This window comes from Gilliamella sp. Pas-s27, from assembly GCF_009795865.1.
Taxonomy (GTDB): Bacteria; Pseudomonadota; Gammaproteobacteria; order Enterobacterales; family Orbaceae; genus Gilliamella.
Map to the genome: position 1 here is coordinate 57,531 of NZ_WTEW01000002.1, position 17,123 is coordinate 74,653.

Consider the following 17,123-nt stretch of genomic DNA (forward strand, 5'->3'; position numbering starts at 1 on the left):
TTATTTTTTATTACCATATACATTAAAGTCGAAATATTTATCATTTATTTTTTGATAAGTACCATCGGCTAAAATAGCTTTTAACGCTTGATTAAATGCTTCACGTAGCTCGTTGTCATTTTTACGAAAACCAATGCCTACCCCAACATCAAAATAATTTGCATCAGTCAATGCATCACCCGCAAAAGTAAAACCTTTACCTTGTGGTTGTTTGAGAAAGGCATAACTACCTGTTACTTCATCTTGTAGTGCGGCATCTAAACGACCAGCCACTAAATCAGAAAATACTTGTAATTGATTTTGATAAGGCACAATTATCACCCCATTAGGGCGCCACATTTCGTTAGCAAAATGTTCCTGCGATGTTCCTTGCTCAACCCCAACACGTTTACCTTTTAACGATTCGGCATTAGGTATTAAATTAGATCCTTCTTTAACAATCAAACGCGAATAAGTCATAAAAATCTCGTCCGAGAATGCAATCTGCTTTTTACGCTTTTCAGTCATCATAAGCGATGAGGAAATGATATCAATTTTTCTTGATAGTAACGAAGGAATCAGCGCATCAAAATCGGTCGATTGAAAGGTGCATTTTATGTTAGCCTTTTCACATAAAGCTTTTGTAATTTCAATATTAAAACCTGTAATATTGCCACTAGCGTCAATAAAATCGAAAGGTGCATAAGACGTATCTGAACCAACTTTGATCGACTCAGGTAATGTGGCATAACTTGCTATGGATAAGCTTAACCCCCCCAAAATAGCTAATGCTTTTAACCAATTCTTCATAATTTATCTTCCCCCCATTTTTAACCAAAGGCATAATATAGCGCGTTATGCTATATTTTTATAATAAAAAAAAGTTATTATTGCTGTCCCCAAAATTAGAATTACTTAACAACAAATCCTCCCAAATAATATTTGCTTAATAACTAAAAAGACGATTTTTAACCACAAAAAACTTAAATAAAATCAATACCTTTACTGACGGTTTTTTGTGCCATTTTTTACTTTTATTTTTTAATTATCTAAAACAGTGTTGAAAATGCGATAATTACCACATGTTTACAAATGTGTGTAGCTAAAAAATTCAATCAAAAGATCTAAATATAAAACACCCCTTCAATTTGCTGCCTTATACTGATAGCTGTTATAATTTGTTAAACTTTCAAATTGAGATCACCTTTATGTATACTGTCTATGGCATTAAAAACTGCAACACAATGAAAAAAGCCTTTACTTGGCTTGATGAACATCATATCAATTATCAATTCCATAATTATAAAACTGATGGACTATCAGAAGCGCTTTTAGACACATTTTTACAATTGGTGGACTGGCAAAATTTGCTTAATACACGCGGGACAACTTGGCGCAAGTTAGAGGAAACTGTCCGAGCCCAGATAAATAACGAACAAGCGGCTAAAAAAATTATGCTAGCCAATCCATCTATATTAAAACGCCCTTTACTGATTGATGGAAAGCGGGCTTTATTGGGATTTTCAGATCAGCTTTATTCACAATTTACATCGCAATCTAAATAAAATCGAGACCATTATGACTGAACCTGTTATTGCATTAACCAAAGCACTCATTGCAGAAAAATCAATAAGCCCTGACGATAAAAACTGCCAAAAACTGATTATTGACCGACTAAAACCGCTTGGCTTCATCATTGAAGAAGTCAATATAGGGCAAACAAAAAACTTATGGGCCTATCATGGTGATGCTACTAGCAAAACCTTAATGTTTGCCGGTCATACCGACGTTGTACCTGCTGGCGATGAAAGTAAATGGCTTTATCCACCATTTACACCGACTATTGACCAGCACGGAGTGCTTTATGGGCGTGGCGCATCAGATATGAAAAGCGGTGTTGCAGCCATGGTTTGTGCGGCGGAAGATTTTGTTAAACGCAATCCAAATCACTCTGGACGTGTAGCTTTTTTGATCACTTCAGATGAAGAAGCTGATGCAACTGACGGCACCGTCAAAGTGGTTGATTTACTTATGGAACGCCAAGAACGTGTTGATTATTGTATTGTCGGTGAGCCATCGAGCAATGCCGTACTTGGCGATCAAATTAAAAACGGTCGTCGTGGTTCAGTCACAGCTAATCTAATTGTGCATGGCGTTCAAGGTCATGTTGCCTACCCTCACCTTGCCGATAATCCTGTCCACCGTTTTGCACCAGCATTAAACGAATTAGTTACCACTGTTTGGGATGAAGGTAATGAGTACTTCCCTAAAACCACAATGCAAATAGCGAATATTAATGGTGGTACAGGTGCTGAAAACGTTGTACCGGGCGAGCTTCGTGTGCAATTTAATTTTCGGTATAGTAGCGAATTGACAGATGCCATGATTAAAGCGCGTGTTGAGCATATTTTACAAAAGCACAATGTAAATTATACCTTAACTTGGCGATTATCAGGTCATCCTTTTTTAACACCACAAGGCGATTTAACCAACGCTGCAGCTAGTGCTATCAAAGAGTTGACAGATATTGACACTGAATTATCTACTAGTGGTGGTACATCTGATGGTCGCTTTATTGCCAAAATGGGATGCCAAGTAATCGAACTAGGCGTACTTAATAAAACTATTCACAAAGTCAACGAAAACGCCAACTGCCAAGATATTATTACCTTAACTGCAATTTATTACCGAATTTTGGAAAAATTGTTGCTAGTATAATTGGTTCATGTAGCGATTATAACTTGGTGATTTCGATTTTAATCTAAGAGGAAATACTATGGAATGGCTTAAAGATTATTGGTGGATAATTTTGATCATTTTAATTGGAATTTTTATTAATACGATTAAGGCATTAAATCGGCTAAGTTATAAAGCGTATCTTGAAAAAAAGAAAGGGATAAAATCTATCCCTTATAAAGATGACGACGACGATGATTGGCCAACAACAAATCCCACGTCAACGTCGCCTAAAAAAAAGTAACGCAGTAAAAATAACAAGCCTATTTGCCGCTATTAAATAATGCTTGATGACGGTAGCGATCAACCCACATTGCCGTAGCACCACACACTGCAATAGGCATAATAATTAAATTAAGCACGGGTACCATAGTAAAAAAGCCAACTAGAATACCAAAAGTTAAATTATCGGCTTTATGTTGATTAAGCAACTCACGCATACGGTGAAAAGTGATTTTATGATTATCAAAGGCGTAATCAGCATATTGAATGTTAATTTGCCAAGCGGTAAATAAAAACCAAACCACAGGCGTCACCGATTGCCCAATAACAGGAATAAAATAGGTTAACAGTATTGGAATCGCCCATAATAAATAGTTAAACAATTTTTGAAATTCGCGACCAAAAATCCGAGGAAGATCTTTAATGATACTTATCCACGATGTATCTACTGCTGGCATTCCTGTTAATTGTGCTTCGACTTGTTCGGCCAATAAGCCATTGAACGGCGCAGCAATGATATTTGCTACCGTACTAAAAAAATAACAAAATAAAATCACTAGCGTTAAAATCACAATAAAAACGATAATATAACCCAACCACTGCAACCAACTTGGCACATACGACAATCCCCAATCGACCATACCCGTAATGGTGGTAAAAAACCAATAAAATAGTGCCGACATAATCACAATATTGGCAATTAATGGTAAAAAAACAAATCGCTTGATTCCTGGGCTAAATGCCAAAGACCACCCTTTAAAAAAATACTCAATACCTGTTGTAGGTTGACGGTTTGGGGTGTGGTTATTAGGTTGGTTTTGCGAATGGCGGTGCTGTGTTCGGTTTTCTAATTGATTGTGCATCACATCCGATTCCTTTTAAATTAAAACGAATTGAATTAAAACATGACAACTATTGTAAACATACCTCTTAATAACCTGCAATGACAATTAATTATTTTTACTGTCTATTTTGGCAAAGATTACATTATTGCCTTGCTTTGCTAGCCATGTTCTGACCTCGTTTTTAATGGTTTGCATTAATGCTTGTTTACCAGCAAGTTGGTATAAATCAATAATCAAAGTCTGATTATTTTTGCTGTTTAATAGTGCTGACAACACAGGTAAATCGTTTGCCTGCGTGGGCTGTGATTGTAAGGATGTTTGAATATGGCGATTTAATCGACACAATGCAGCGTAAGTGGCTTCAAATGGGCGGTGATAATAAGCAAATCCCGTTAGCTCATCAAAATCATTCGTATCTAAGTTTAGTGATAATAACAACTCACTGTCGTTGTTAATCATTTGATTAAAAGGTAAATTGATGATATCGTTAAGCCAAAATATGTTACACTGTAACTTACGTTGTAATTTTAGCGTTAAATGCTGACCAGATTCTGTGAGTGGCTTTAACACCATAACCGAATAACTACCACTGCTGGCTTGTTTATGGCTACTGACATGAACCAAGACAAATCCGCAAGCAGCCCAAAATTGATAATTAGACGGACTATAAGCAAAACTAACCGACACAAAATCACAATCATGCACTTTAGCATCATCAACAATAGTCTGCACAAGTTGCTTAGCAATATATTGCCGTCGATAAGTGCTAATAACCGCAATACGGTTGATTCTAACCGAACGCAACTTGGCGGCTAATCGTTCGCCGGCATGGGCAACCAGAGACTGTGCCACTAAATTACCTTTAGGGCGACGTGTTCCCTGCCATACTTGTTCAATTAAATTATCAGGTAAATTCCCTTCAGTCACAGTCACTGCCGCAGCCACTTTTTTATTACCAACAGTTGCCTGCCAAACTGATAAATTTTGTGCGTCAAACAGACGCCGTAAATCAATGAGTGTAGTCTGATAATGCGCTATTTTTAGTAAATAAAAGATCGACCTTAACGCATGAATATCATTGCGTTCAATCTTGGCATATTTGACGGGTAAAGAACTCGCCTTCCTAGGGTTATTTGGCGCCAATAAACCATTGAGTAACAACCGATCGCTAAATTGTTCCAGCTCATCACCCGCTTGCCAACGAATGGGAGTATGTAGATGAAAATATTGACATGCTTTATTTGCCAATAATTTCAACAAAAAACCTTGTCCTGTACCTTCATACCCTTCAACGGTTGTAGTTAATAATACTCGACTATTATGGGCAATAGCCAATTGTAACAGTTGTTCAAGCATGGAAAGTGGGATCATGGCGGCTTCGTCAATAATCAGATAGTCAGCAAATCGATTATGCGACTGTGCAATTAATTCATCAGGTGCAAAAAATGGAATATTGGGTTTGGCAAAAGCAAAAAAGGTTGTCAAAGCTGATTTATTGGGAGCGGTTACAATACAACGTTGATAATGGCTAAATAACCCCGCTAATGCTGATTTACCACGCCCACGCTTGGCAACTAATACATTAATCGGTTTATTGCTATCTAATATCTGTTTTAACGTGCTTTGCTGCTGAGTTAAGTCGCAACTGTCATCATTCACTTGCCCAAAAATCACCGGTAATGTTGCTATTTTGGGCAAAGTAGCTTGATTAATATATATGCCAAACTCTGCTAATGTTTGGGTTAAATGTGTAACAAAATTAGGAACGGAGATCGCTGTTTGACATTCATTCCAGCGCAGGCTGTCATGATCGTGCCAAGTAGTTAGGTTATTAGGCAATAACAAAACTAACACACTGCCTTTTACTAGCGTACCGACTAACATGGCAAAAGCATCAAGATTAAATCCGACCGTGGCATCAAAAACCGCATGCTGATACTGCTGCCCCAATAATTGTCTTGTTTGATTAGGTTGGAGTGCGTTAGCAATCAATGAGCAAGGTAAACAATCGGGCTGATGCGTAACAATAACCCAATCACCAACATTTTGCTCAAAGATTGGAATAAGTTGTTCAAATAATTGTGAGGTTTCGCCCTGTAACACCCATAGTTTTCGAGTGTTGTTGGGATTATGCATAGATTAACTTTTTCCAATTAATAACGACAATATCCCTGCAGCAATAAGTGGTCCTACAGGAACGCCTTTGAAAAAGGCAACGCCAATTAGCGTACCAATAATTAAGCCATTAACAATAGTTGGATGTGCACCAATAAGTGATATGCCACGCGTGCCTAGCCAAGATACGCAAATACCAACCAAAATAGCCAATAGCGATTGCCAAGTGGTAAACGATTTAGCAATATCAGCAATTTTTAACGAACCATCAGCCAATGGCACCATCATAGCAGCCGTTAAAATAACAATCCCAATGGTTAAGCCATATTGATTTAAAAACGGAAAATAAGTGGCTAGCGGTGTTAGTTTAAAGAGTAACAACAAAAGTACTGCAAATGTCACTGTGTTATTATTCGTTAAATAACATAGTCCCGCTAAACCCAATAGAACAAAAAAAGAAACATCAAACTGCGCAAGCATTACAAAGGCACACCAATCCGTTTTGCCACTTCTTCATAAGCTTCAATTACACCACCTAAACCTTGACGGAATCGGTCTTTGTCCATTTTTTTCAGTGTAGCGCTTTCCCACAAACGGCAACCATCGGGTGAAAACTCATCACCTAACGTAATTTCGCCTTTAAACAAACCAAACTCGAGTTTATAGTCAACCAATATTAGCCCTGCTTTCTCAAATAGTTCAGTCAAAATAGTGTTAATTTTAAAGCTAAGTTCTTTCATTTTAGCTAATTGATCATCACTAGCCCAACCAAAAGCTTTACAGTGCGACTCGTTAACCATAGGATCGTGCAATGCATCGTTTTTTAGAAATAATTCAAAGGTAGGAGGATTTAAAATTTCGCCTTCTTCAACGCCTAAACGCTTAACTAAAGATCCCGCCGCACGATTGCGTACCACGCATTCAACTGGTACCATTTGTAGTTTTTTAACAAGTACTTCATTGTCTGATAATAAGGATTCAACTTGAGTTGGAATGCCCGCTTCACGCAATTTGGTCATAATAAAATAGTTAAATTTATTATTAACCATGCCCTTACGATCTAACTGCTCAATGCGTAAACCATCAAATGCCGATGTATCATTGCGAAACTCAAGGATTAATAAATCGGGGTTTTCAGTCGTGTATACCGTTTTAGCTTTACCACGATAAAGCTCAGCCAACTTTTTCATGTTTATAACCTTATATCAATTACCAATAAATAATTAAGGAGCTATTCGCTCCTTAAATTCCAAATCTATTTTTAATCTGCGCCACTCACGGCAGTTGCTGGTTTTTTACTTTCAGACTTGTCCTTTTCTTCATCACTTTTATCTTGTGATTTTGGTGGCACAACACGCATAGAATCAGGTGCTACATCGTCCATAATGTCATTAAATAAGCCGACAACATAACGTTGTACTTCAATCGGTTGTGAAGTTAAATCATCAGCACCACGAGTTAACGAAGTGAGCAAAATGGTGATAGTTTCAGTATCCCCTAGCAATTGACGCTTAATTGAATAAGAAGCTTCAACCGCTTGCTCTTCATCCGCACGAACTATAAAACTTTTACCAGTTTGAATAGAATTACTGTCTTGGCTAGCAATAAAAATATTTCTTTTGCTTAAGCTATTAGGGATGCGTTCCCACACTTGACTGCTTAATGGTGCATTAAAAGTAACAGCACCACTATTATAAACTGCAAATGCATCGGATATAGTTGGGATTGGTAAACTTGGCGGTCTAATATCAAGCTTTTTACCTAAAGCACCTTTATACTCGGTTTTATCAATATAAAAATCACCGTTTTCAATAGGTACTAAAAAGCCTTCAGGGACAATTAGTGATTTTAAAGAAGGCGACTGAAGGTAATCCTCATTACCATCGACTTCACGCTTAAAATTCTGATCATTACCACAACCAGCAAGAAATAAAGAAGCTACAATAGTTAAAATTGCTACTTTTTTAACCCCATTGTTTTTAAATAAAGTTCTGCTTAATATTTTATTTAATGAATTATTTAACATAAATATCTGCTTTTTAATTAAAGGTTATACAAAACTACAGTAGATTTGCCTCTTTTAATGCTTGCTCAACCACAGGCATTGATGATTGCGTTAACGCTACCAAAGGCAATCGAATTGTTGCGCTTTGCATTAAACCTAATCTTGCACAAGCCCATTTGGCTGGCGTAGGGTTGGGTTCAATAAATAAATGGCGATGTAACGCCATTAAAGTATCGTTTAAAGTACGGGCTTCTTGAATTTGGTTATTAGCCGCAAGTTCACATACTGTTGCAACAGCTTTGGCAGCCACGTTAGCAGTGACCGAAATCACCCCGTCACCACCTAAAATCATAAAGTCTAAAAATGTCGAATCATCGCCACTTAATAATTTAAAATCAGGACCAACTAATTTACGCGTTGGATAAACTCTTGAAAGGTCACCGGTTGCGTCTTTCAATGCAACAATATTTTTAATTTTAGCTAAACGCCCAACGGTTTCAGGTTTAATATCACTACTCGTACGCCCTGGCACATTATATAAAATTTGTGGCAACGCTGTGCTTTCAGCAATGGCTTTAAAGTGTTGATACATACCTTCTTGTGTTGGTTTGTTATAATAAGGCGCAACGGTTAAACAACCAACAACACCGATATCTTCAACCCGACGAGTCAACTCAATGGCCTCTTTCGTTGCGTTTGAACCTGTGCCTGCAATAATGGCAATGCGACCATCGGCATAATCGATAGTTCGTTTAATCACATCGACATGCTCATGATGATCAAGCGTTGCCGATTCGCCTGTCGTACCGACCGAAACAATGCCTGATGTTCCATTAGCAATATGATATTCGACCAATTTTTTTAAGCTTACGTGGTCTACGTTTCCTTTCGTATCCATAGGGGTAACTAGTGCGACCAGACTTCCTGTAAACATAAAATGACCTCTCATATTTATTGGTTTATAACACAACGTGAAGAATAAAAAATCTGCGGATAAGTATGCGATATTTCTTAATTAAATTCAACTTTTGTTATGCTGGATTATCAATATCAACAAAAATAACATCCACACCATAACGGCTTGCTAACCATTTTCCTAGATTTTCAATGCCATAACGCTCGGTGGCATGATGCCCAGCGGCATAAAAGTTAACACCATATTCACGCGCAATGTGAATAGTGCGTTCTGACACTTCGCCAGTAAAAAAAGCATCCACTCCCATTTGTGCTGCTTGCTCAATATAGTCTTGCCCACCACCACTGCACCAAGCAACACGCTTAATCATTTGCGGTGCATTATCACCACAAAATAACACTTGTCGCTGGTTATGATGTAACACTTGTTCAAGTTGATGTTTAAATTGCAATGTCGTCAATGGGCTATTTAGCACACCTGTAAAAAGTAGATCAGTGATATCATCACGCTTATCAACCGTAATCCCGAGCAAATTAGCTAACGCCACATTATTGCCCAACGAAGGGTGACCATCTAACGGCAAGTGATAGCCATACAAATTAATATCATTTGTTAACAACGTCTTAATACGCTGATACTTAATACCAGTAATGGTTTGCACTTCGTTTTTCCAAAAATAACCATGATGCACCAACACCGCATCGGCCTGTAATTCAACTGCTTTATCTAACAATAATTGACAAGCTGTAACGCCTGTTACAACTTTATTAACTTGTCTTCGCCCTTGTACTTGCAGCCCATTTGGTGCATAGTCCCGATAGCGAGTAATTTGTAGTTCATCATTAATAATCTTTTCTAATTCAAAATGGTGCATTGCTTGCTCGGTTTTAAAATGATTTTATAAGGAATGATTATAATCACTTTAAATAACAAACGCATCTACTCGTTTGCCTTAATGTAATTTGCGTAATATTTATCATAAAAAATTAACAACAAACGATTAGCTCCAGTGCTAGGCGAACCGTTTAAAAACTGGCATAATAGCCCTTTTTTGACGAATTAAGATAAATTATTGTGCCAAACGCCAAATTATGTGAACGCTTTCGGGGGTTTTATCCCGTTGTCATTGATATCGAAACCTCGGGGTTCGATCCCAAACTCAATGCCATATTAGAAATCGCCGCCATCACCTTAAAAATGACACCAGACGGCTGGCTAGAACCAGATCAATCGCTACAATTTAATGTCAACCCATTTGACGGCGCCATTTTAGAGCCTGCTGCACTTACCTTTAACGGCATCGACCCCAGCAACCCATTACGAGCCGCAGTGGACGAAAGACAAGCCCTAGATGAAATATTTAAAATGATCAGAACAGGCATAAAAGACAGCGGTTGCACGCGCGCAGTTATTGTGGCGCATAATGCGCACTTTGATCACAGTTTTTTAATGGCAGCAGCAGAACGTTCAGAAATAAAACGCAACCCATTCCACCCATTTGCTACCTTTGACACCGCATCACTCAGTGGCTTAATGTTTGGACAAACAGTGCTTGCCAAAGCTTGCCAAATGGCGCAAATCACCTTTGATCACAAACAAGCTCACAGTGCGCTATACGACACCCAAAAAACCGCCATACTCTTTTGTAAAATTGTTAATCGACTAAAATCGCTTGGTGGATGGCCTTTGGTTGCTATAGAAATTGATGAGGATTTAGAGACAAAGTCAGATAATACTCAACAAATTGAAGAACAATAAAATAAATTACAATAACAAACAAAAAAGCGCGCTCAACTGGCGCGCTTGATTGATTGGATATTAAGACTTGTGCTTTTCAGCCGTTTGCTTAATGAGCGTTTGCAGTTCGCCAGTTTGGAACATTTCTAACATAATATCACAGCCTCCCACAAGCTCGCCTTCAACCCACAATTGTGGGAATGTAGGCCAATCAGCAAATTTGGGTAATTCGGCACGAATATCAGGGTTTTGCAAAATATCAACATAAGCAAACGCTTCACCACATTGCGACAAAACCTGCACTGCCTGAGCCGAAAAGCCACAACTTGGCAATTTTGGCGAACCTTTCATATATAAAATAATTGGGTTATCGGCAATTTGTTTTTTGATTTTGTCGAGTGTTGTCATTTCAGTTGTCATGCGATTTCCTTGGTAATTTAGCGTAATAACGCTAGTTATTTTAACGTAGAATTAGGATTGTGACTAATGCTATCTTGAATCATAGCCGCTTAGTGGAGGTTTTTAGAGCAGATTATTGGGGGGATTTTAGCGTTAAAAATCACCAACAAAAACTTCAATAAAATCAATACCTTTCCTGACCGTTTTTTTGTAAAAAATAATACCTTTTTTGGCAGTGAATAGAATGGATTAGGTGCGGTGGCTTGGGATGTTTGGACTTTGGGGATTCAAAATAGCCAATTATTTTTTGAGATTATTTTTTATAATTAACTGATTTATTTTATTTTTTATTACCACCACACGGCGTTAAAGTTAAAAATTTTATTGACCTTTAATGTCGTGTATTTCTAAACCACCTACACGGCGTTAAAGGATTCTAAAAATATTAAAAATGACATAAAAGATTTCTAAACCACCTACACGGCGTTAAAGGAGGCTGATAATGGAACAGCGAACGGATGAATTTTCTAAACCACCTACACGGCGTTAAAGTCCTTGGCGATCATCGTAGTTATTAATTGAATTTTCTAAACCACCTACACGGCGTTAAAGTAGAACTTAAGATTCGATAAATCTTGCTATACAAAGATAAACAACAATTTTGGCTTTGAAAACCCTTTTTTTAAACTATTTTTTAATAGATTGATTTTATTTAATTTTAAATTAAAGTAAAAAAAGGGTTTGTAGGGTTCTGTATTCAAAAAAATGCCTAAAAAACTTTTGAAGGCAGACAATAGTTTTTTTGTTTTATGTGTCTTGTTGTTTTACCCAATGCGTTTTATTAGCAAATCCTAATAAGTTGTTGGTCATTTTTATGCTTTGTAGTTCTAATTCCCAAATTGGTGCTTTGATAACCCTTGCAAAAGGAAACGCTCGATAATATTGTCCATAGGCTTGCTTGGCTTGTTCATTTTGTAATTGAGTTGCTTTAGCTTGAAATTGGATGCCTTGGATTTGTGCAATAGTTTTGGGGGTAACGCTAATGGTTCCTGCCACTTGGGGTTGTATTAGCATAGCTTTAGCGTGTTGGGTTTTTAGTTCAGAAAGGAAATATAAATGCATTGGCTGTTCATCAAATACATAAAAAGTATTACATGCCCATGGTGTGTTGTCGGGCAAAATAACGCTGAGTGTTAGCACATGATGCTTTTTGATAAACTTAATAATTTTAGGATCGACTTGCATAGGTTAAGGTTGTGTTAGTCATTCGGGTTTGTGATTTAGGTGCCGGTCTTCGCCCCAGCGTGGTAGTGTTGGAATATCAAGACCAAATAAGTCAAGAGCTCTAGCTACGCTGTGGGTAATGATGTCATCAATACTATTAATATGCTGATATAGCGCAGGCACGGGGGGGCAAATAATACCGCCCATAAGGGTGACTGCCTCCATATTTTTTAGATGTGCTAAATTTAATGGCGATTCGCGCACCATTAGCACTAAACGACGACGCTCTTTTAATACAACATCGGCAGCACGAGTAAGTAAATTATCAGATAGCCCTTGCGCTATGGCGGCGAGCGTGCGCATTGAGCAAGGAGCGATCAGCATACCTATGGTTTTAAATGAGCCACTTGCAATGGCGGCACCAATGTTGTTAACAGAGTATACTTTGTCTGCCATTGATTCTATTTGAGCTAAACTTATGTCTGGTGCTTCGTGAGTACGTGTGATGTGCGCCGCTTTTGAGATCACTAAATGAGTTTGGATATTGAGTGGCTTTAAAAGCGTCAGGGCCTTTATTCCATAAACAAACCCTGTTGCGCCACTAATACCAATCACTATCCGTTGTTGTGTCATGTTGGTCTCATTATTTTATTAATATAGAATTGTAATAAATGTCGTTAATCGCTATCTTAATTAGTTAATAAATCAAATAATACTTTAAAAATAAGTGATACGAAAGCTAGTTACGAAATGAATGACTATACCTATATATTAATAGTGAATCAAGTAGTATCTGGTTACTAGCTAAGTTATTACACTATCAATACGTCAATTAGGGAGGGGGAAAACTAGTTCGTTTATTAGATTGTTTTTATGGCTACCACTATGAGATTAGTAGCCATTTTTAATGATTTATTCTTTAGCCATTGGTTCATTAATAACTTTGGTTTCTTGATCTCTTTGAATAGCTTTAATCTTTTCTGAGTATTTTGTAACAGCATCTTTATTAGATAATAAGCTATAAGTTAGCGTAAACTCTGTGCTTTGTCCTGGCTCTAACTGACGCACGCGTTTTTGCTCACGTTCGATAGTTATTGGATAAGCAAAACTAGTACCTGGCTCTAAACCGGTGACATAGCCTTGTTTTAAAGTATCGGTATTTTTCCACAATGAAAGAACAGGAAGCTGATTGATGTTAAAAGCAATACCTGCTGCTTTATCACCAGCTTTATTAGTTACCATTACCTGTGTTTGTCCATTGGTATCGGCAAAAGGATACACATTAAATACCATTTCATCAAAGCCTTTAGTTGGGCCTAAATAAGTTTGCCATGTATTAAGTCCACCTTTTGCATAATCGTTAAATGGTGAAATTTCTTTAACAGGTGCTACAAATTTAGCTCCTTCTTCAAGAATTGGTGTACCAAAGTTGCTATGATAGATGATTTGATAATCACGAGTATAATCACCTTTATTAGTGACTACATCATGAACAGTAAATTCTTTACTTCCTGGTACATAACTAAGAGATACCCAAGTTTCTAGATTACTTTTTTTAAAAGTATTTTCTTTGATTAGACCTTTGACAGTAATGGTATGCGGTAATTTATCACTAATATCAACGATTAATTTAGATACAGGAGTATTTTGAGCTCGACCATGAAGCGTGTACATCATTCCATCAGCTCGTGCCGCATGACCTGTCCATTCAAAACCACAACGAACCATCATTTCGTTAAAACCATCTAACCAACCTATTCCTCCTCGACTTTCTAAATTAATATATTTAGGATTGACGACTTCATCTACTGGCGAGTCCCAACCCATACGTACACCATCACCAACAACAGATAAAATACCTAAACCTCTAGTAGGAATTAATTTAATAGTAAAATTACCGCTAGAAATAGTAAGAAGTTCTGTACCATCTTGTTTTCCACCTTTTAGCACGGTATTTTGAATAGTAAATTTATTACCATTTACCCCTAAGCTTTGATTGGAAATTGACCAGTTACCTTTAGCAATATTCTTTTCGTTATCTGTTAATACAAATTCTTTAGCATTGGTATTATAACTAATCAAACTAAGTACTACAGCTAATGAAATAGTTTTGATTTTCATAATTTCCCTCATCTCTCATAGTTAATAAAATAGTACTGAATCGTTTCAGTAAATATGGCATAAAATAACAAGAATGAACAAAAGGAAAATCATAAAAATGAGAAGTTATTCACACTTTTTCAACATCAACTAATTGGACATTATAAAAATATATCATTTCTTCGAGTCAGTGTGAAATATTCCAAGGTCAGTTCTTAGGCCTTATTTGCCCTGCTTTCCAGTGTTTTCGACATACTGAGTGGTATTCACTGTCACCTAGATGGATAGAGTTACCAAATTTTACAATTTTTCCGTCTTGTCCTTCTAGTAAGATCATGGTAGCTTTTTTACCACACCAACAGACGGTTTTTAGCTCTCTAAAATTGTCGGCAATTTCGAGCAGTGTTTTGGATCCTTCAAATAGATGCCCCATATAGTCGGTTTTGATACCAAAAAACATAATAGGCACGCCTTTTTCATCACAAACATCGGATAGTTTCCAGATAGTGTTACGAGATAAGAATTGACTTTCGTCAATAAGTATACAAGCGTAGTTACTTTGTTTGATGTGCTCAATGATGCCATCAACCGTTGTATCGTCAAGCTGTAGCGCCTTTTTGCGTAGCCCCAAGCGCGAGACAATTTCAACCGCCGAATCACGCGTATCAACCGACGATTTAAGCAGTAACGTTTGCATGTTGTTACTTAGGTAGTTGTGGTCAATTTGTAGTAGTTCGGTGGATTTACCGGCATTCATTACGCCATATATGTAATAGATCTTAGACAAAATAACGCTCTCAAAATTAAAATAAATAAAACATAAAAATCAGTGAATAACAGCTATTATGCAGATAATAAAAAAGGTAAGTTAAACAACCTACCTTTTTGTTTGTTTAAGGAATAATTATTTTGCTTTACCTTGGTTTGCAACTGCTGCTTGTTTTGCTGCAATTTCATCTGCGTTGCCTAGGTAATAGTGTTTGATGACTTTCATATTGTCGTCAAATTCATACACTAATGGTACACCTGTTGGGATGTTAAGTTCGATGATGTCGTCATCGCTAATGTTGTCTAGGTGTTTTACTAACGCACGAAGTGAGTTACCATGCGCGGCAATAATAACACGTTCACCTTTAGCTACACGTGGAGCAATGGTTGATTCCCAGTAAGGTAATACTCGTTTGATCGTTAATGCTAAGCTTTCAGTTAATGGTAGTTCTGATTCAGGTAATTTGCTGTAACGTGAATCGTGACCTGGGAAGCGTTCATCTGATTTTTCAAGCGCAGGAGGCGTAATTGCAAAGCCACGACGCCATAATTTTACTTGATCATCACCATATTTTGCCGCTGTTTCAGCTTTGTTTAATCCTTGCAATGCACCATAATGACGTTCGTTTAATTTCCAGCTTTTTTCAACCGGTAACCATGCTTGGTCGACTTCGTCCAAAACGTGCCATAATGTGTGAATTGCGCGTTTTAATACTGATGTATAGGCATAATCAAATTCAAAACCTTCTTGTTTAAGTAATTTACCTGCTTCAGCGGCTTCTTGGTTGCCTTTGTCAGATAAATCAACATCAGTCCAACCGCAAAAACGGTTTTCTTGGTTCCAAACACTTTCGCCATGTCGAATAAGCACTAGTTTTTTTACTGCCATGAGTATAACTCCTTAGTTACGTAGATTAAATTTTTAGTATATTCTGTTTTATGGCTATGCTTAGTCCTTGCCTGCACAGCCTTTGATTTTGCGGTTATTAATTAACGCAAAATGTTTGTTATTTTGGTAAATATTTTAATGGATCGACTGATTTTGCTTTGTATCGAATTTCAAAGTGTAATCTAACTGACGATGAGCCCGTTGCGCCCATCGTGGCAATTTGTTCACCCGCACGCACGGCTTGTTGTTCTTTTACTAAAATAGATTGGTTGTGCGCATAAGCGGTTAAGTAGTCATCGTTATGTTTGATAATAATTAAATTTCCATATCCCGGTAATGCATTGCCCGAATAAACAACTCGTCCATTAGCTGCTGCCATGACTTTACTGCCAAGTGAACCTGATATATCAATACCTTTGCTTACATTAGAGAATTTTTCAATAATTTTACCCTTAGCAGGCCATTGCCATGCAATTCTCGACATTGATGAACTTGCGCTTGGTGCGCTGTTAGCTGAATCTAATGGTTCAGTAACAGTTTCAGTTGTTTCGATCGTTGTTGGTTGTTGATTTGGATTTGTTGTCGTTACCGAAGTGGTAGTTGTTTTACTTGCCGTTGTATCGCTTGTTGTAGTTTTTTCCGTTACCACAACTGTCCCACCACTCACGTCTAACACTTGCCCAACATTTACGGCAAAAGGTTCTTTGATGTTGTTTTTAGCCGCTAACGAGCGATAATCATTACCTGTTACCCATGCAATGTAAAATAATGTATCCCCACGTTTAACTGTGTAAGTATCACCTTTGTAGCCCCCTTTGGGAATGTCGTCGTAATTACGGTTGTAAACAATCCGTTCGTTACTAACTACGGTGCCATTACTGCTAATAGTAGTGTGAGTTGTATTTGTATTTGCCGCCGTTGTCTGTCTTGATGAAGGTGGATTATAAGTACTAGGCGTAGCAGAAGTTCTACTACCACCTGTTGAAATATTCGTAGGTGGTTTGGTATAGACTGAGGATGTTGATGCCCCTCCTGCACCAGAAATATCTTCAATTTCAGCCTGCTCGGTTTGTGTACAAGCGGCAATTAACAAACTTAAGCAACTTAATGTCAGTATTTTTTTCAAAGCAACACCTTTCATTCGTAAATTTTATTTTTAGCTATTTTGTATTCAATAGCGTTTTTATT

19 protein-coding genes and 1 CRISPR repeat array are annotated in these 17,123 nt (G+C 37.4%); of the genes, 4 read left to right on the forward strand and 15 right to left on the reverse strand.

The window, feature by feature from the left end:
* Complete coding sequence (locus GQ589_RS01405; RefSeq protein ID WP_160401418.1) at nt 1–789, reverse strand: lysine/arginine/ornithine ABC transporter substrate-binding protein; 789 nt, start codon at nt 787–789, stop codon at nt 1–3.
* A gap of 398 nt (nt 790–1,187) precedes the next feature.
* Here GQ589_RS01405 and GQ589_RS01410 point away from each other — a divergent pair, with 398 nt between their 5' ends.
* Genes GQ589_RS01410 through GQ589_RS01420 form a run of 3 tightly spaced genes read left to right on the forward strand, consistent with a single transcriptional unit; the run spans nt 1,188 to nt 2,959 of the window.
* Complete coding sequence (locus tag GQ589_RS01410; RefSeq protein WP_160412029.1) at nt 1,188–1,544, forward strand: ArsC family reductase; 357 nt, start codon at nt 1,188–1,190, stop codon at nt 1,542–1,544.
* A 13-nt stretch (nt 1,545–1,557) separates the two neighbouring features.
* Nucleotides 1,558–2,697, forward strand: a complete 1,140-nt coding sequence (gene dapE / locus GQ589_RS01415) for a succinyl-diaminopimelate desuccinylase (RefSeq protein WP_160424092.1) — start codon at nt 1,558–1,560, stop codon at nt 2,695–2,697.
* A gap of 58 nt (nt 2,698–2,755) precedes the next feature.
* Nucleotides 2,756–2,959: a YpfN family protein gene (locus GQ589_RS01420; RefSeq protein WP_160412030.1), complete on the forward strand. Its 204-nt coding sequence runs from the start codon at nt 2,756–2,758 to the stop codon at nt 2,957–2,959.
* Nucleotides 2,960–2,978: 19 nt separating this feature from the next.
* On the opposite strand, the gene cysZ is transcribed toward GQ589_RS01420, so the two are convergent.
* The 7 genes from cysZ to GQ589_RS01455 all read right to left on the reverse strand — a co-directional run bounded on the left by cysZ (nt 2,979) and on the right by GQ589_RS01455 (nt 9,692).
* Nucleotides 2,979–3,800: a sulfate transporter CysZ gene (gene cysZ / locus GQ589_RS01425; protein WP_160412031.1), complete on the reverse strand. Its 822-nt coding sequence runs from the start codon at nt 3,798–3,800 to the stop codon at nt 2,979–2,981.
* A gap of 87 nt (nt 3,801–3,887) precedes the next feature.
* Entirely contained in the window at nt 3,888–5,918 is a 2,031-nt protein-coding gene (locus GQ589_RS01430; protein ID WP_160424094.1) for a tRNA(Met) cytidine acetyltransferase TmcA domain-containing protein, read from the reverse strand.
* Between the two features lie 3 nt (nt 5,919–5,921).
* Nucleotides 5,922–6,377 (reverse strand): DUF441 domain-containing protein, encoded by a 456-nt coding sequence (locus tag GQ589_RS01435; protein WP_160401412.1) that lies wholly within the window; start codon nt 6,375–6,377, stop codon nt 5,922–5,924.
* Nucleotides 6,377–7,087 (reverse strand): phosphoribosylaminoimidazolesuccinocarboxamide synthase, encoded by a 711-nt coding sequence (gene purC, locus GQ589_RS01440; protein WP_160401411.1) that lies wholly within the window; start codon nt 7,085–7,087, stop codon nt 6,377–6,379. The genes GQ589_RS01435 and purC overlap by 1 nt, the downstream gene beginning before the upstream one ends.
* Before the next feature lie 71 nt (nt 7,088–7,158).
* Nucleotides 7,159–7,923, reverse strand: a complete 765-nt coding sequence (gene bamC, locus GQ589_RS01445) for an outer membrane protein assembly factor BamC (RefSeq protein WP_160424096.1) — start codon at nt 7,921–7,923, stop codon at nt 7,159–7,161.
* A gap of 34 nt (nt 7,924–7,957) precedes the next feature.
* Entirely contained in the window at nt 7,958–8,836 is an 879-nt protein-coding gene (dapA, locus tag GQ589_RS01450) for a 4-hydroxy-tetrahydrodipicolinate synthase (RefSeq protein WP_160401409.1), read from the reverse strand.
* A 97-nt stretch (nt 8,837–8,933) separates the two neighbouring features.
* Complete coding sequence (locus tag GQ589_RS01455) at nt 8,934–9,692, reverse strand: Nif3-like dinuclear metal center hexameric protein (RefSeq protein WP_160424098.1); 759 nt, start codon at nt 9,690–9,692, stop codon at nt 8,934–8,936.
* Between the two features lie 200 nt (nt 9,693–9,892).
* Here GQ589_RS01455 and rnt point away from each other — a divergent pair, with 200 nt between their 5' ends.
* The gene (gene rnt, locus GQ589_RS01460; RefSeq protein WP_370519404.1) at nt 9,893–10,576 is read left to right on the forward strand and encodes a ribonuclease T; all 684 of its coding nucleotides are present in this window, start codon (nt 9,893–9,895) and stop codon (nt 10,574–10,576) included.
* Nucleotides 10,577–10,636: 60 nt separating this feature from the next.
* On the opposite strand, the gene GQ589_RS01465 is transcribed toward rnt, so the two are convergent.
* The 7 genes from GQ589_RS01465 to GQ589_RS01495 form a co-directional block, all read right to left on the reverse strand.
* Nucleotides 10,637–10,963, reverse strand: coding sequence for a Grx4 family monothiol glutaredoxin (locus GQ589_RS01465; RefSeq protein ID WP_160412065.1), 327 nt, complete (start codon nt 10,961–10,963; stop codon nt 10,637–10,639).
* A gap of 335 nt (nt 10,964–11,298) precedes the next feature.
* Nucleotides 11,299–11,566: direct repeats of the CRISPR family, unit length 28 nt; unit sequence TTTCTAAACCACCTACACGGCGTTAAAG.
* A gap of 195 nt (nt 11,567–11,761) precedes the next feature.
* Entirely contained in the window at nt 11,762–12,199 is a 438-nt protein-coding gene (locus tag GQ589_RS01470) for a pyridoxamine 5'-phosphate oxidase family protein (protein ID WP_370519405.1), read from the reverse strand.
* Between the two features lie 18 nt (nt 12,200–12,217).
* Nucleotides 12,218–12,811, reverse strand: a complete 594-nt coding sequence (locus GQ589_RS01475; RefSeq protein ID WP_160424103.1) for a UbiX family flavin prenyltransferase — start codon at nt 12,809–12,811, stop codon at nt 12,218–12,220.
* A 279-nt stretch (nt 12,812–13,090) separates the two neighbouring features.
* A complete protein-coding gene (locus GQ589_RS01480) occupies nt 13,091–14,299 on the reverse strand; it encodes an aldose 1-epimerase family protein (protein WP_160412038.1) in 1,209 nt (402 codons plus the stop codon).
* Nucleotides 14,300–14,486: 187 nt separating this feature from the next.
* Nucleotides 14,487–15,065, reverse strand: a complete 579-nt coding sequence (locus GQ589_RS01485; protein ID WP_160412039.1) for a thymidine kinase — start codon at nt 15,063–15,065, stop codon at nt 14,487–14,489.
* Nucleotides 15,066–15,182: 117 nt separating this feature from the next.
* Nucleotides 15,183–15,935 (reverse strand): 2,3-diphosphoglycerate-dependent phosphoglycerate mutase, encoded by a 753-nt coding sequence (gene gpmA / locus GQ589_RS01490; RefSeq protein WP_091123425.1) that lies wholly within the window; start codon nt 15,933–15,935, stop codon nt 15,183–15,185.
* A gap of 118 nt (nt 15,936–16,053) precedes the next feature.
* Entirely contained in the window at nt 16,054–17,076 is a 1,023-nt protein-coding gene (locus GQ589_RS01495) for a peptidoglycan DD-metalloendopeptidase family protein (RefSeq protein WP_160424105.1), read from the reverse strand.
* Nucleotides 17,077–17,123 lie beyond the last annotated feature (47 nt).

Bases quoted from the DNA above. Each gene is read 5' to 3' on its own strand.
- GQ589_RS01405 (WP_160401418.1), bottom strand. From the start codon at position 789: ATGAAGAATTGGTTAAAAGCATTAGCTATTTTGGGGGGGTTAAGCTTA.
- GQ589_RS01410 (WP_160412029.1), top strand. From the start codon at position 1,188: ATGTATACTGTCTATGGCATTAAAAACTGCAACACAATGAAAAAAGCC.
- dapE (WP_160424092.1), top strand. From the start codon at position 1,558: ATGACTGAACCTGTTATTGCATTAACCAAAGCACTCATTGCAGAAAAA.
- GQ589_RS01420 (WP_160412030.1), top strand. From the start codon at position 2,756: ATGGAATGGCTTAAAGATTATTGGTGGATAATTTTGATCATTTTAATT.
- cysZ (WP_160412031.1), bottom strand. From the start codon at position 3,800: ATGCACAATCAATTAGAAAACCGAACACAGCACCGCCATTCGCAAAAC.
- GQ589_RS01430 (WP_160424094.1), bottom strand. From the start codon at position 5,918: ATGCATAATCCCAACAACACTCGAAAACTATGGGTGTTACAGGGCGAA.
- GQ589_RS01435 (WP_160401412.1), bottom strand. From the start codon at position 6,377: ATGCTTGCGCAGTTTGATGTTTCTTTTTTTGTTCTATTGGGTTTAGCG.
- purC (WP_160401411.1), bottom strand. From the start codon at position 7,087: ATGAAAAAGTTGGCTGAGCTTTATCGTGGTAAAGCTAAAACGGTATAC.
- bamC (WP_160424096.1), bottom strand. From the start codon at position 7,923: ATGTTAAATAATTCATTAAATAAAATATTAAGCAGAACTTTATTTAAA.
- dapA (WP_160401409.1), bottom strand. From the start codon at position 8,836: ATGTTTACAGGAAGTCTGGTCGCACTAGTTACCCCTATGGATACGAAA.
- GQ589_RS01455 (WP_160424098.1), bottom strand. From the start codon at position 9,692: ATGCACCATTTTGAATTAGAAAAGATTATTAATGATGAACTACAAATT.
- GQ589_RS01465 (WP_160412065.1), bottom strand. From the start codon at position 10,963: ATGACAACACTCGACAAAATCAAAAAACAAATTGCCGATAACCCAATT.
- GQ589_RS01470 (WP_370519405.1), bottom strand. From the start codon at position 12,199: ATGCAAGTCGATCCTAAAATTATTAAGTTTATCAAAAAGCATCATGTG.
- GQ589_RS01475 (WP_160424103.1), bottom strand. From the start codon at position 12,811: ATGACACAACAACGGATAGTGATTGGTATTAGTGGCGCAACAGGGTTT.
- GQ589_RS01480 (WP_160412038.1), bottom strand. From the start codon at position 14,299: ATGAAAATCAAAACTATTTCATTAGCTGTAGTACTTAGTTTGATTAGT.
- gpmA (WP_091123425.1), bottom strand. From the start codon at position 15,935: ATGGCAGTAAAAAAACTAGTGCTTATTCGACATGGCGAAAGTGTTTGG.
- GQ589_RS01495 (WP_160424105.1), bottom strand. From the start codon at position 17,076: ATGAAAGGTGTTGCTTTGAAAAAAATACTGACATTAAGTTGCTTAAGT.